At 47.5% G+C, this 13,875-nt stretch carries 14 protein-coding genes; 2 read left to right on the top strand and 12 right to left on the bottom strand.

The window, feature by feature from the left end; genetic code table 11:
• Positions 1–114 precede the first annotated feature (114 nt).
• Positions 115–2,931: an excinuclease ABC subunit UvrA gene (gene uvrA, locus Q8L79_RS12700; RefSeq protein WP_305271820.1), complete on the top strand. Its 2,817-nt coding sequence runs from the start codon at positions 115–117 to the stop codon at positions 2,929–2,931.
• A 36-nt stretch (positions 2,932–2,967) separates the two neighbouring features.
• On the opposite strand, the gene Q8L79_RS12695 is transcribed toward uvrA, so the two are convergent.
• From Q8L79_RS12695 to rnd, 12 genes are all read right to left on the bottom strand, one after another.
• Positions 2,968–3,282: a helix-turn-helix domain-containing protein gene (locus tag Q8L79_RS12695; RefSeq protein WP_370869960.1), complete on the bottom strand. Its 315-nt coding sequence runs from the start codon at positions 3,280–3,282 to the stop codon at positions 2,968–2,970.
• Positions 3,283–3,346: 64 nt separating this feature from the next.
• Positions 3,347–3,667, bottom strand: a complete 321-nt coding sequence (locus Q8L79_RS12690; RefSeq protein WP_305271818.1) for a DNA-binding protein — start codon at positions 3,665–3,667, stop codon at positions 3,347–3,349.
• 7 nt (positions 3,668–3,674) lie between these two features.
• Complete coding sequence (locus Q8L79_RS12685; protein ID WP_305271816.1) at positions 3,675–4,010, bottom strand: type II toxin-antitoxin system RelE/ParE family toxin; 336 nt, start codon at positions 4,008–4,010, stop codon at positions 3,675–3,677.
• Positions 4,011–4,277: 267 nt separating this feature from the next.
• Positions 4,278–5,510 (bottom strand): SIR2 family protein, encoded by a 1,233-nt coding sequence (locus Q8L79_RS12680; protein WP_305271814.1) that lies wholly within the window; start codon positions 5,508–5,510, stop codon positions 4,278–4,280.
• 212 nt (positions 5,511–5,722) lie between these two features.
• Positions 5,723–6,121, bottom strand: coding sequence for a type II toxin-antitoxin system HicB family antitoxin (locus Q8L79_RS12675; protein WP_305271812.1), 399 nt, complete (start codon positions 6,119–6,121; stop codon positions 5,723–5,725).
• On the bottom strand, positions 6,121–6,309 hold the full coding sequence (locus tag Q8L79_RS12670) for a type II toxin-antitoxin system HicA family toxin (RefSeq protein WP_305271811.1): 189 nt from the start codon (positions 6,307–6,309) through the stop codon (positions 6,121–6,123). Before Q8L79_RS12670 ends, Q8L79_RS12675 begins: the two co-directional genes overlap by 1 nt.
• 46 nt (positions 6,310–6,355) lie before the next feature.
• Positions 6,356–7,312 carry a bile acid:sodium symporter family protein gene (locus Q8L79_RS12665; RefSeq protein ID WP_305271808.1) on the bottom strand — a complete coding sequence of 319 codons (957 nt, stop codon included), beginning with the start codon at positions 7,310–7,312 and terminating at the stop codon, positions 6,356–6,358.
• A 206-nt stretch (positions 7,313–7,518) separates the two neighbouring features.
• A complete protein-coding gene (locus Q8L79_RS12660) occupies positions 7,519–8,094 on the bottom strand; it encodes a uridylate kinase (protein ID WP_305271806.1) in 576 nt (191 codons plus the stop codon).
• Positions 8,095–8,124: 30 nt separating this feature from the next.
• Entirely contained in the window at positions 8,125–9,513 is a 1,389-nt protein-coding gene (gene pabB, locus Q8L79_RS12655; protein WP_305271804.1) for an aminodeoxychorismate synthase component I, read from the bottom strand.
• 144 nt (positions 9,514–9,657) lie between these two features.
• On the bottom strand, positions 9,658–10,707 hold the full coding sequence (locus tag Q8L79_RS12650; RefSeq protein WP_305271802.1) for a YncE family protein: 1,050 nt from the start codon (positions 10,705–10,707) through the stop codon (positions 9,658–9,660).
• 18 nt (positions 10,708–10,725) lie between these two features.
• Positions 10,726–11,289 carry an SRPBCC family protein gene (locus Q8L79_RS12645; protein ID WP_305271800.1) on the bottom strand — a complete coding sequence of 188 codons (564 nt, stop codon included), beginning with the start codon at positions 11,287–11,289 and terminating at the stop codon, positions 10,726–10,728.
• 372 nt (positions 11,290–11,661) lie between these two features.
• Positions 11,662–12,882: a ribonuclease D gene (rnd, locus tag Q8L79_RS12640; RefSeq protein WP_305271798.1), complete on the bottom strand. Its 1,221-nt coding sequence runs from the start codon at positions 12,880–12,882 to the stop codon at positions 11,662–11,664.
• 440 nt (positions 12,883–13,322) lie between these two features.
• On the opposite strand from rnd, the gene Q8L79_RS12635 reads away from it, so the two are divergent.
• Positions 13,323–13,736, top strand: a complete 414-nt coding sequence (locus Q8L79_RS12635) for a type II toxin-antitoxin system HicB family antitoxin (protein ID WP_305271797.1) — start codon at positions 13,323–13,325, stop codon at positions 13,734–13,736.
• Positions 13,737–13,875: the final 139 nt, after the last annotated feature.

The following is a 13,875-nucleotide window of genomic DNA, read 5'->3' as shown; positions in this document are numbered from 1 at the left end:
TAATGTTGAACGACAAAAAAGCCTTTCAGGCTGCCTTGCAATAGCGTGCGTCGTTTGTGTTAATACGGCTTTGCTCGTATATTATATGGTTGTTTAAATTGCCGGAATTATTTAATGGATACGATCAGCATTCGTGGCGCCAGAACCCATAACCTGAAAAATATCGACCTTGACCTGCCCAGAGATCAACTCATCGTCATCACCGGGCTTTCCGGTTCGGGTAAATCATCGCTGGCCTTTGACACCATTTATGCCGAAGGCCAAAGACGCTATGTAGAATCCCTTTCTACCTACGCCCGCCAGTTTTTATCGATTATGGAAAAGCCCGATGTCGACCACATCGAAGGCCTGTCACCGGCTATTTCCATCGAACAAAAATCCACTTCGCACAACCCGCGTTCCACCGTCGGCACCATCACCGAAATCTACGATTACTTAAGACTGCTGTATGCCCGTGCCGGTACGCCGCGTTGCCCCGAGCATCAGGCTTCGCTGGAAGCGCAAACCGTCAGCCAGATGGTTGACCATGTGCTCTCGCAAACTCAAGACCAGCGCTGGATGCTGTTGGCTCCGGTGGTCAACGACCGCAAAGGCGAGCATATCCAGCTGCTTGACGACCTGCGCGCCCAGGGCTTCATCCGCGCCCGGATCGACGGCACGGTGTACGACCTGGACGAGCCGCCGGTGCTGGATTTAAAAAAGAAACACACTATCGAGGTCATCGTCGACCGTTTTAAAATCCGCGAAGATATCGCCTTGCGCTTATCCGAATCTTTCGAGACCGCTCTGCGCATTGCCGACGGCATCGCCATCGCCGCCTGCATCGATGACGCAAGCGAATTGATGTTTTCCGAGCGCTACGCCTGCCCTCATTGCGGCTACTCACTGTCCGAACTGGAACCGCGCATCTTCTCGTTCAACAATCCCAAAGGCGCATGCAGCAGTTGCGACGGCTTGGGCGTGCGCCAGCATTTCGATCCCGACCTGATTATCCATAACCCCGACATCAGTCTTGCCGGAGGCGCGATTCGCGGCTGGGATCGACGCAACGCCTATTATTATCAAATCATTTGTTCGCTGGCCAAGCACTATAACTTCGACCCGGAAGCGCCTTTTTCCGAGCTGTCCAAAGAACATCAGGCTGTTATTCTTTACGGCAGCGGCCATGAAGCCATTGAATTCAAGTTCATGACCGGAGCAGGATCAGTCAAAAAGAAACGCCATAGTTTTGAAGGCATCATCGCCAATATGGAACGGCGTTATCACGAGACCGATTCGCAGATGGTACGCGAAGAACTGGCTAAATATTTATCCCAAAAACCCTGTAACGTTTGCGAGGGCGCAAGGCTTAACGTGTCGGCCAGAAACGTGTTTGTTGAAGATTTGCCGATACACCATCTGACCCGCTTCCCTATCCGCAAATCCTTGGACTTTTTCAAGCACCTGAACCTGACCGGCAAACGCGGCGAAGTTGCGGCAAAAATCGTCAAGGAAATTCAGGAGCGGCTGGAGTTTCTGGTCAATGTAGGCCTCGACTATTTAACACTGGATCGTAGCGCCGATACGCTTTCCGGCGGCGAAGCGCAACGCATTCGCCTTGCCAGCCAAATCGGCGCAGGTCTGGTCGGCGTGATGTATGTGCTGGACGAACCGTCGATAGGCCTGCATCAACGCGACAACCAACGTTTGCTTAACACCCTGTTTCGCCTGCGCGATCTGGGCAATACCGTTATCGTGGTCGAACATGATGAGGATGCGATCCGTTCGGCGCAGCATATTGTCGATATAGGCCCCGGCGCCGGAGTGCATGGCGGGCAAATCATCGCGCAAGGCACGCTGGATGACATTATCAACAACCCGGACTCGTTAACCGGCCAGTATTTATCGGGAAAAATCGGCATTACCGTGCCTGAAAAACTAACGCCTGTCGATCAAGATAAACAGATCGTCATCCGCAATGCACATGGCAATAACCTGAAAAATGTCGACATTTCTTTCCCTATCGGTTTGCTGACTTGCATCACCGGCGTATCAGGTTCCGGCAAATCGACGCTGATCAACGACACCTTGTATTGTCATGCGGCACGGTTAATCAACCGTGCCGGCGTCATTCCCGCGCCCTGCGATGTAATCGAAGGTTTGGAGCATTTCGATAAAGTCGTCGATATAGACCAAAGCCCGATCGGCCGCACGCCACGCTCTAATCCGGCCACCTATACCGGCCTGTTCACGCCGATACGCGAATTGTTCTCGGCGACGCCTGAAGCACGTTCGCGCGGTTATTCGCCCGGCCGGTTCAGTTTTAACGTCAAAGGCGGTCGCTGTGAAGCCTGCAAAGGCGACGGCGTGATTAAAGTCGAAATGCATTTTTTGCCGGACATTTTCGTCCATTGCGACAGTTGCGGCGGCAAACGCTATAACCGGGAGACGCTGGAGATACGCTACAAAGGCAAAACCATCAACCAAGTGCTGGACATGACCGTAGAAGATGCGGCCGAATTTTTCAAACCGGTACCGGTGCTGGCCCGTAAACTACAGACTTTGGTTGAGGTCGGCTTAAGCTATATCACTCTGGGACAGAACGCGACCACCCTGTCCGGCGGCGAAGCGCAGCGGGTAAAACTCGCCAAAGAACTGTCCAAACGCGACACCGGCAAAACCCTATATATACTGGATGAACCGACCACCGGCCTGCACTTCCACGACATCAAGCAACTGTTGACTGTGCTGCATACCCTGCGCGATCACGGCAATACCGTCATCGTCATCGAACACAACCTGGATGTAATAAAAACCGCAGACTGGATTATCGACATGGGGCCCGAAGGCGGCGATGGCGGCGGAACGTTGGTTGCCGAGGGGACGCCTAAGCAGGTTTCCGAGAATGTGGCTTCGCATACTGGTGAGTATTTGAAGCAGTTTTTTAAGTGATGGGAATATGCGAAGAAGTAGGAGCGGCTCTTCTCTTTATCCAGCCACTAACTCACGCAACATTTCCGGATGAGCCACTGCCACACGCAGCAGTGTCTGCGCCGCACCGGTAGGTTTGCGGCGACCCTGTTCCCACTCTTGCAGGGTGCGCACCGAAACGCCCAACAGCGCGGCAAATTGAGCCTGCGACAGGCCTGAGGCTGTGCGTGCCGCAATCGCTTGGGAGTGAACCACTGTGCCGCGTCCGGCCTTCATTTCATGAATGGACTGCAACAAGTCGGCGTGAAAATCACGTCCATCTTCGAAGGCTTCCAGTTCTTTGTCGGTCATTGGTTTAGTTGTCGAGGGCATGTTTAATCTCCAGTAGTTGTTTGGCGGTCATCGAGTCATGCTCGGCTTTGGCTAATTTTATCAATCAGGCATTTACCACGGAGGTATGGATTTCCACCTTGAGCGCGTGTTTAATGGCGACAAAAATCGCCGAGATATTACTCATCGTCGGATTGCCTGACTTGGAAAGCATCCTGTGCAAACTCTTGGCCGGTTTGTGAATGTCTTTTGCCAGTGATTCAAAACCCATAGTGGCATTCACCAGGTCACGCAGGATCAATTTGGCTGTATCCGGCTCACCATTGAAAAACAGAGCCACAGCCTCATCCAATAGTGCTTGCGCAAAAGCCGGATCAGTCTGCACACGTGCAGCAACAGTTTCTTTGAAATCACGAGTCAATGCCATAGTTCACCTACCTTTTTGGCGTTTGTAACTTACGTTGTTTGTAGTCTTCCCACAGTGAGACAGCCTGATCAATGTCTTGCTGTTGCCTCTTTTTGCTTCCGCCGCCCAGCAATATGATGATTTTTAAGCCATCTTTTGCTAAATAAATGCGATAGCCTGGGCCCCAATCTATTTTGTATTCACCAATACCCCGAAACCACTCCACGTTGGATAGATTGCCCTGCTCCATGCGGGCAGCAGCTACCCGAACCTTGGCAGCAGCCAAAGCATCCAGCGAAGCGAACCATTCGGCATAGGGGCTTTTTCCATCGGAAAGCAATAATTCTCTGATTTGGTAGCTCATAGTAACATATATGTTTCCATTGACTCAAAACAAACCGGCCGAAGATTATCGTTCTCACACCGGAGAGACTGTGAAAGTATTCTTGAAATATGACACATAATATTTTAGTGACTTGTAAATCATTGTTTTATTAATCGTGGGAAGGGCTTTAGCCCCGAAGGTCGAGGCTAAAGCCCTTCCCACATGAATACTTTCACAGTCTCCGGAGCGTGGGAACGGCAACAACAAGAGAATTTCGAACATAAACAGCATGCCCAACAAACAGGGCTAGCTGGTAAGAATATGCTTAATTTTTTCATAATTACAGCATGCCTTTTGCATGCCGCCATACCAAATAGATAAAGGTATGTTTGGATCATTTGAACTTTCAAATTCATCTATTTCATTTAACCGTTCAACCCGTTCTGAAAAATCATTATCGAGCCATTTCATTGATAGAGGGTCTTTACAAAAAAGACGCACAGCGGATTTAGCAGTAGGCGACACATCATATGAAGATCGAATCGTCATGGTGTCACCATTAGCCTTGTCTATAACGACCACGGGACGTCTAGGATCGTTACGAAAATTTGAAAATGCTTGGTCCAGGTGATTATCCGCAAAGCCGTAACCCAGAAATAAAACCCCTTCACACTCATGCACTAATCTATCCAGTTCCGCATAATACGTTCTAAATGGCTGGCTTGATAGTCGCGACAACTTCCCGTATCCAGCCACAATTTCAGAACTTGGAAAAACCGCCCCTTCTTTGGTATTTATAGAAGAACGTCCTCTGGCTTCCCCCAAATCTGGGTTATAAGTTTTAGCTAAATCGTCTATCCATCGCAAACCCTCCCAAAAATCAAAATGTACCGAACCGTGAAGGTGTAATAAGCATCGCCAACTTTTGCGTTGCCAAATCATTTCTGGTTTAAACAATTTGGCAACTGGGTCGAATCCTGTATTCAATGAAGATAACGCTTGGTACACAAGATTGTCGTAATTAAGGCTAACAATAGCTAACTCAAAATCTTCGTCTAGTTTGGTCAAAAAGTCATTCCATTGAGCTGTTTTATTTTTATCAACTTCTTGGCATCTCTTTCTAAATTCTTTAAGCAATGATTCAATTAAATATTCTGCTAGCCTCCCTAAAACATGAGAATCAGTCGTTCTGTGCCAGCCAAGATAACGAATATCCGGTAACTTCCTAACCCCTAGAAAAGCTCCAATCGACGAGGTAAAAACTCCGTTGGGGTAAAAAGCTGGCATGAGGTACATATTATATAAAACCTCTTCGAAATTAGTGCATGTCCTAAGGTGGCCAGCTAAATGATCCCTCTTATATCTCTCAATTTCTCGTTCAAAAAATGAATAAAGGTTATCGTCCTGATTGCTAGCTAGGGGGAACTCATCTTTTGCCCATTTGATAAACAACTTATTGATTTCTGTTACTGAGGGCATTCCAAAATCTATTGAAGCACCAGCCCCAACTACAACTAAAATCTTTTTCTTTCGAGACATTACCACAACCTCAACTCTTGCTTATTATTGTAAAATACCGCATTTCCGGACGGATAGCTCGGGCAACAGCTTTGCGTTGCCCGATATATTTAAGACATCCGATGCTGAAACAGCGGCTGGCAAACCCGAAATCTACCTGCCTGTTAAAACATGAGAATGCTCGGCATAACATGCATTCCCGGCACATCAACGCTTAAACAACGCAGGCTAAGTTACGCCCCCCCTTTTTGTATTTCCGCCAACGCCGCACGCGCCAAAAAACCGGAACGGGTAAGATGATGTGACTTGGCGTAGCTATCGATGTTTTGCACCAAATTTTCCGGCAAGGAAATATTGATTCGTACCGGCTTGGTTGATAAACGTGAAACATCAACATCCACCAGCAGCCATGCTCCGCCTTCATATTCCGGGCGGGATACCAATTGTTCCAGCGGGGTCGGTACGGGAATGTCCATATCTTCCCCTTCGCAATACAATTCGATAGCCTCCTGAATGTTAGCCGGCAACGAATCCCAATCATCCGCCGCCGAGAAACAACCCGGAAAATCGGGAATGGTCACGCCATGCGCGTGTTTATCATCGCCCAAATGCACATAAACTGAATATAACATTATTGCCACTCCCAACCGGCTTGCCGGTAAATATTTCTTAATGTGCCTAACGCCACGTCTTTACGTGGATGCGGCACGACCACATGACCGTGCTTATCCGGATGCTTGAATTTGATGTGGTCGCCTTTACCGCCCACATTTATCCAGCCTTCTTGAACTAACCGCTTAATCACGTCTTTGCTGTTCATATTTTAATTATACACAAAAATACACAAATCAAGACATCTAAGGCAGCTATCTTTTTCTACCCCAAATCCCCGCCAGCGCACTACCAATCAAACAATGAAATACCGCCGAAATCGCGGCAGGAACCGGAGCCATCACCATATCGGCAAAATGCGTTTTAGCCAGCGATGCGCCAAGTCCGCTGTTTTGCATGCCCACTTCGATTGATACGGTGCGGCTTTCTGCCTTGCCGTAACCCAGCCACTGCATCACAAAATAACCTAAGGCAAAGCCGGTGGTGTGAAGTAAAAAAACCGAACAGAATAATTTTGGCCCAGCCAGCTCAATCGTCATTTTGTTGCCCGCCACAATGCTGCTCACCACCAGCACAATCACTGCGATGCTGACGACAGGACCGACTGTATGTATGGCGGCACGCACGGTGTGGCGTTTATGCTGCTGTATTCGATCCAGCGCAGTATTGATTAACAATCCCGCGATTAAAGGGATCAATACCACCTGAACCATCGAACGAAACAAGCCCCAACCGTCAACCGGCAAGTAGGAGCCCGCCAGCCATTGGGTCAGTAACGGTGTCATTACTACGGCGGCGAAAGTGGAGCACATGGTCAACAGGACGCTCAAGGCCACATTGGCACGCGCCAGGTAACAAATTACATTGGATGCGGTGCCGCCGGGACAGGAGCCGACCAGTATCAAGCCTATCGCCAAACCTATCTCCAAATCCATGGCTTTTGCCCAAAAGTAAGCCGCCAGCGGCATGATGACAAACTGTGCCAAAACGCCGATAGCGATAATTTTCGGCATACGCAATGCTTCTGAAAAATCGGACAGCCGCAGGGTCAGGCCCATGCCTAACATGATCACACCCAGCCCGATTGTGATGTAAGGCTGGAACCATATCCACGCTTCGGGTTGCCACCATGCCCACAAGCAGCCTGCTACAATCCACAACAAAAACCATTCGGCTATTTTTATGCAGGTTTTTTGCCAAACATTTAACATGAAGATCCTTTTAGTTTTCTTTTCACATCCATGTGTTCTCGGCAACTGCTAAGTTACATGAATGTGGGGAATGCAGAGAAATGACTGGATCATTTCCTGTCCATGCAGTCGTGGATTCCGGCACAAATCCGTCTGGAACGGATTTGCATTTACCCGAAGGGCTCCGGGCAGGATAGCCCGGAGTGATTCCCTGCCGGAATAACGGCTTAGATTAAAATTATTCCAGCCCCATAGTTTCGGGCATTAACGATGTGTACTTTAAACCCGGCCTTCGCGACAAATTCACAAAAGGTTTTATCGACTATATGTTGTTCTGCGAGTTGATTAAGACTAAGGCGGGTATCAATAGCGACTGACTTTATCAGGATAAGTTCGGTTGCCGATAGTGTCTTGGCCAACCATGCCGCCAAGCTGTCTGAGGTTATATCCCAGCTTGCCTCAATACCTGCGTTATCAAGTTCAATAATATCCGGCGACCAAATGACGGTTTTTTGCCGGTCCAGTTGGTTTTGAATCGCCTCGACAGACGGGACAATAGAGAAATCCGGTTTAAGCCCTTTAAACATCAAGGCCATTTGCTGCATGGCTAAGAGAGCCATGTGATGCGCGGTGGTATCGTCGAATTGCCACTGTTGTTGCGCTAATCTAACCTGATCGGCAAACGCGCCGCCGCCGGGGACGATAACCACCGCCCTGCCCTGATAGTTTTTTTCCACCGCACTCAGGCAGTTAACGAGGGTATCCGAGCGGGACAGACTACCGCCCAGTTTGATAATAATCACGCTACCTTCGTACGACGATTAAACTGTGCATCACCTTACCGTAAATCTCTGCAACAAATCGAGCATGGCTGCCGCCTTGTCAAAACTTTCCTGATATTCTTCTTCTGCTACGGAATCGTTGACGATACCGCCACCGGCCCAGAAACGGATGGTGTTTTCCGAATGCACCAGTGTTCTGATAGCGATATTAGTATCCATATTGCCATTGAAACCGATGTAACCGATAGCCCCGCAATAAATGCCGCGCCGGTTGGGCTCAAGCTCTTCTATGATTTCCATGGATCTGATTTTGGGTGCGCCGGTAATCGATCCGCCCGGAAAGCAGCTTTTTAACAAATCCAGTGCGTGCTGATTATCAGCCAGTATGCCGGTTACTGTGCTGACCAGATGATGCACGGTGGCGTAGCTTTCCACATCAAATAACTTCGGCACTTTGACTGAACCGTTCTTGCAGGTTTTACTGATGTCATTTCTAAGCAAATCGACGATCATCAGGTTTTCCGCCCGGTCTTTGTTGCTGGCTTCCAGGTTTTTTATTTGCTGCTGATCTTCCGCATAATCCTGCTTTCTCGGCCGCGTTCCTTTAATGGGTTTGGTCTCGACAACGCCATCGGTCAGTTTTAAAAAACGCTCCGGGGATGAGCTTAAAATCTGCACTTCGGGCAGATTAAGATAGCAACTGAACGGGGCTGCATTTAATCTACGCAAGGCTTGATAGGCTACCCACGGATCGCCCTCGCAATCGGCTACAAACCGCTGCGCCAGATTCACCTGATAACAGTCGCCTTCCTTAAGGTAATGCTTGATCCGGTTAAAGCCACGAACATAAGAATCCCTGTCCATATTGGACTTAATCTCGCTGACGACCTTAAACTCATGATGATCCTGTCTTGCCGATAGTTGGCTGAACTGCTTGATCAAAGCTTGCCATTTTTGCTGATTGCAATGCCCTGCCAGATAACTTTTTTGCCGGTGATGATCGACGATGACGGCCCACTCGTAAATCCCTACCGCCATCTCGGCAATATGCTCTGCATCTTCGGCCATAGTCGGCAGCGCTTCCAGTCGGCGGGCTAAATCATAGGCAAAATAACCGATGGCGCCGCCGTTGAACGGCAAATCGTCAAGACCCGCTTCCAGCTTAAAATCCGGGAACGAACAAAGCTGTTGCTTAACTAAATCGAACGGATTTTTAGTTGATTTTAGTGTCGCGCCGTTACGGGTAATCTCGGTAATCTCGCCATGCGTGATTAAGGTGCATACCGGCTCGGCCGCAATAATATCGTATCGACCCTGATTGCTGTGAGGAAAACCGCTATCCAGAAAAACGGCCCAAGCTTTATCTACGCAGGCGGAAAACAGTTCTGCACTGTCGGAAAAATAAGGTAGGGGAGCGATGAGTTGATTTGGTGACGGCATTTATATTGGGGGGCTTGTGATGAGCTTTGCATTAACAATGCGAAATAAATCGGGATTGTTCAAATAGTTAGGCTGTAGGGGAGCTATCCTTAATGGCCATAGCTCTAAATCCCCTACAAAAAATTATTTATTGCTTATTCATAATCATTTGCTCATAAACTGCCCAAAGGCACGACTGCCTTCGCCGGTTTGAATAGTATCGATCACTTTCAGGGTTCTGGCATCGACTACCGAAACATTGCCGTCAAACCAGTTAGCCACGTAGACATGCCGGTCATCCGGATGGGTGCTGATACCCTCGGGTTTGGTACCCACAGTAATCAGGGCGATTTCCTTTAGCGTCTCCGTATCGATCACAGAAACCGAACCGTCATCCTGATTAGTCACCAACAGGCGGCTGTCGTTAAGCGCCAGTGCTGTTGCATAAGGCAACATATTGACCTTTACGGTAGCAATAGGCTTCATCCTTGCCGTTTCCACAACCGTTACATCATCGCTTTTTACATTGGCGACATAAATGCGTTCGCCTCTTGAATCAATAGTAAGTCCAAACGGGTGCGTACCAACCTGTGCGGTTTTCTTGACCGTCAATGTCTTCAAGTCGATCTGGGAAACTGAATTACTGATCCGGTTGGCGACATATAACCAGCGATTATCGGGACTGACAACCAAGCCTGATGGCGATTCGCCGACGCCAATCGTTTTAATTACCTGCAGACTGTCCGCATTAATAACCGAAACGGTGTTCTTGTACCAGTCTGCCACATAAATCCGCTTGCTGTCCGGTCCCACAGCAATACCCAATGTGCCGTCATTTACAGCAACGTTGGCGATGACTTCGCGTTTTTGAGTATCGACAACGGCAAAGCCTTTGGCTTCCGGCGTACTGACATAAACTTTATTGCCGTCAGGTGCAACCGCAACGCCAGCCGGTTTACCGGCAACAGCAATGGTATCGACTACACGACCCGTTGCCGTATCGATAACAGACACGCTATCGTCCAATTGATTGCTGATGTAGGCAAAGCTTGCCGCTCCCAGCTCACGCCCCTTGCTTACGTCCCTGTAAGCAAAAGGCTGGGCTGCAAGCGGTGGAGATAAAAAGGCTATAGCGATGCAAATCGCCATAGCCTTATTGCCAAGGATGGTGCGCATACCGCACACCATCAGGGAACTGGCGCGGCGGTAGCTCACTGGAAACACTGCTAAACCTTACTTTTCAGCCAATTTCTTCAGATTAAGCAAGCCTGTTTCCAAAACGGCTTTCACTGCTGTATTGGCGGCTTCTTCGTTCATTTCTTCCGGTGGATTGTTGTTCATGTAGGCGCGGTAGTAACCGGCTTTCCAGATAACTTCAGTCTTACCGCCTTTATCGGCTAATTCGATGCTTGCTGCGTAATCATTTACAGGTAACGCAGGAACTTTTTCTTCGGCACCGGCATGAGTGATAGTTTTAGATGAACTCATTTCAGTGATTTTATAGGCATAAGACATTTTCTTGTCGTCATACTTTTTTAACTCTTCGGTAATTGTACCGCCGTCTTTTAAGGTCAGGACACGGACCGCGCCTTTTGTATTGCCGCCTGTAATGGTTGTGTTAAAAATATCGGGATGCCAGGACATATCGCCAAAGTCTTTAATAAGAGCCCAGACTTTTTCAGCAGGCGCATTGATGGTGATTTTCTCTTCGGCTTTTTGGCGCACCGGGCCATGAGCGCTGGCTATTGAAGTAAAAAAGAACAGCAAAACTGAAACAAACAAAATGATTTTCTTCATATTAACTTTCCTTATGGGAACATAAAAAACTAAAACGCGCATTATATGACAACCAAGCGCAGCAAGCATCAGCTTAGCGTGTTAAAACACAATATTAGAAAGCAGGGCTGACAACAACATTTGTCAATCTATTGCCGCGCTGTTGTTTTTTAGTCTTACTGACGGCTACAACTGATGGTTATTAAAGGGGATAAAAGCTGAACGATACGTTCCCCTATAGTCAGGGTTAGACTACAAGGGAACTTTGATGTGGGTTACTAGCTCTTCAATATATCTATAAAATCAACCCTTTAAAGCAAGTTGGTGAGTATAGGTATCTGCTTGTTGCGCCGTTGTACATCCATGTCTGATTTTAAAAGCTAATTCACAAAACTATGCCAAAGATTTCTTTTCAATAATATCCAGCTTGTCAGATTCAATCCCGAGTAATAACTCGCCTTTTAACAAGCCGACTAATTCCCTGCCGGCCATTTCAAAACGCCAGCCATGCAATAGCGGACACTCATCATCGTCATTGAACAACAGCACTTCCAAATCCTTACGTGTCGCAAGAATAATTGGATTTAATGCGTTTTCTTCGGCGCGAATTCTGACCAGTGCGGTCAAAATATCCAGTATCGCTTCCTGCTGCTGAGTCTTTTTAGCAGGCCGACCTTTTTCATTCAAGGGTATCGGCGCACGATTTTTGGCGGCCGTAATGAGTTGACACAGTTCTGCGCCATAACGATTAACCGCACGCTCATTAATGCCGCGAACATTGGCTAATTCGCTCACTGTTTCCGGTTGCAGTTTGGCTAAATCGAACAGCATCTCATCACGCAACAGCCAACTCTTGGGTCGATCTTCAGACTGCGCGGTTTTTTCCCGCCATTCGGCCAAGGCTTGAACAATGGCTAATTGCCTGCCGGTCAGTTTGTTTTTACCTTTTATTTTCAACCAGGCTTTTTCAGGCTTTACCTCATAAAGATCCGGATTTGCCAGCTCGGCAAAGTCACGTTCCAGCCAATCGATTCGTCCCAGTTCGGCTAATTTCTGCAACATCATTTGATAAATCTTGCAGAGATAAATCACGTCATCCGCAGCATATTGAATTTCTGCATTTATCAGCGGCCGCTTGCTCCAATCTGCCCGTGTATGCGCTTTGTTTAAATTTACATTTAACAGGCTGGAAACCAGCATCGCATAACCCGGATTCTCCTGAAAACCGAGCAACGGCGCAGCAATTTGGGTATCGAACAGCGGCTCAGGCAGTTTCCCGGTTAATTGATAAAAAATCTCCAAATCCTGTCTGCTGGAATGAAATACTTTTACAATGGATGGGCTGTATATCACTTCAAAAAGGATATCCAAGGAGGGTAGTGCGATGGGATCAATACATGCCACCCATTCCGGTGTTGCTATTTGCAGCAAGCAAAACTTTGGGTAATAGGTTTTTTCCCGTAAAAACTCCGTATCAAGAGCTAACCAGGGTTCTTTCTTTATCTGTTCACACAATTTAGCCAGCTGGTCTGGGGTATTTATATATTGGATGTTTGTTGCGTCGGTATTGATGCTTGATTCGCTATGTTTTAGAGCATTTGATGATTCTTTCATTAAAAATATGTACTCAATTATGTACTCAATTAAAAAGTTACCCATAAAACAGATCGGGCACCACTTTTATCATTATAACAATAAGGCGGATTCAACTCATAAGTGCAATCGACACTAATCGGAAAAGAAAAAGGTTCGTTGCTATAGTTTCACGCTTTTTTTAATCCGACCAAAGACGAGAAAGCGTATGAGAAACTATGAATGGATAACCATTTACCAAAGAAAAAAACAACAGAAGTGTTATAATTTACCATGAATTCTAAGCAGATGAAAAATGACTGGAACAACAAGGAACAACCTTTCAAAAAGGCAAGGACTCACATTTGAAAGTATTTTTAAATGGAAAACAGTCTACTTTACCCATGCACGGCGCTACCGAACTTGGCAAAAGCTTGGAAGCTGCCATTAAACGTCAACTTGGTTTAAAATAAAGGACAACTATGTTTAATTATCCCGTCATTTTGACCCCAGACGATGGCACACTATTAGTAACGTTTCCCGATGTGCCGGAAGCGATTACTTTCGGCAAGAATGAGGAAGAAGCCTTACTTAATGCAGTTGACGCGTTGGAAACCGCTTTGTCATTTTATGTCGATGCCAGAAAACCTTTGCCGGAACCTTCCGTGTGTCCTGATTTACGCACTGCTAAGCCTTCCGCACTGGAGGGCATTAAGTTGGCCGTTTATCGGGAAATGATGATACAAGGTGTGCGTAAGGCCGAACTGGCACGTCGTTTAGGCTGGAAAGGGCCACAGGTTGATCGGCTGTTTGACTTGAGGCATGCTTCCCGACTGGATCAATTGGAGGCGGCGGCCAAGGCGCTGGGCAAGCATATTGATGTGACGCTGACTTGATGTCGGACATAAACAGCATGCCTAATCTACCCGGCTATTGCATCCTACGGATTGCACTACAACTGCACAACCATGTTGAGCTTGGGCCAATTTTGATTTATTCAACAACGCCGAATTAGATGTAAATAATGCCATAGAA

Origin of the sequence: Methylobacter sp. (assembly GCF_030680395.1) — a bacterium.
GTDB lineage: Bacteria > Pseudomonadota > Gammaproteobacteria > Methylococcales > Methylomonadaceae > Methylobacter_A.
This window is presented reverse-complemented; position numbering and strand designations above follow the sequence as displayed.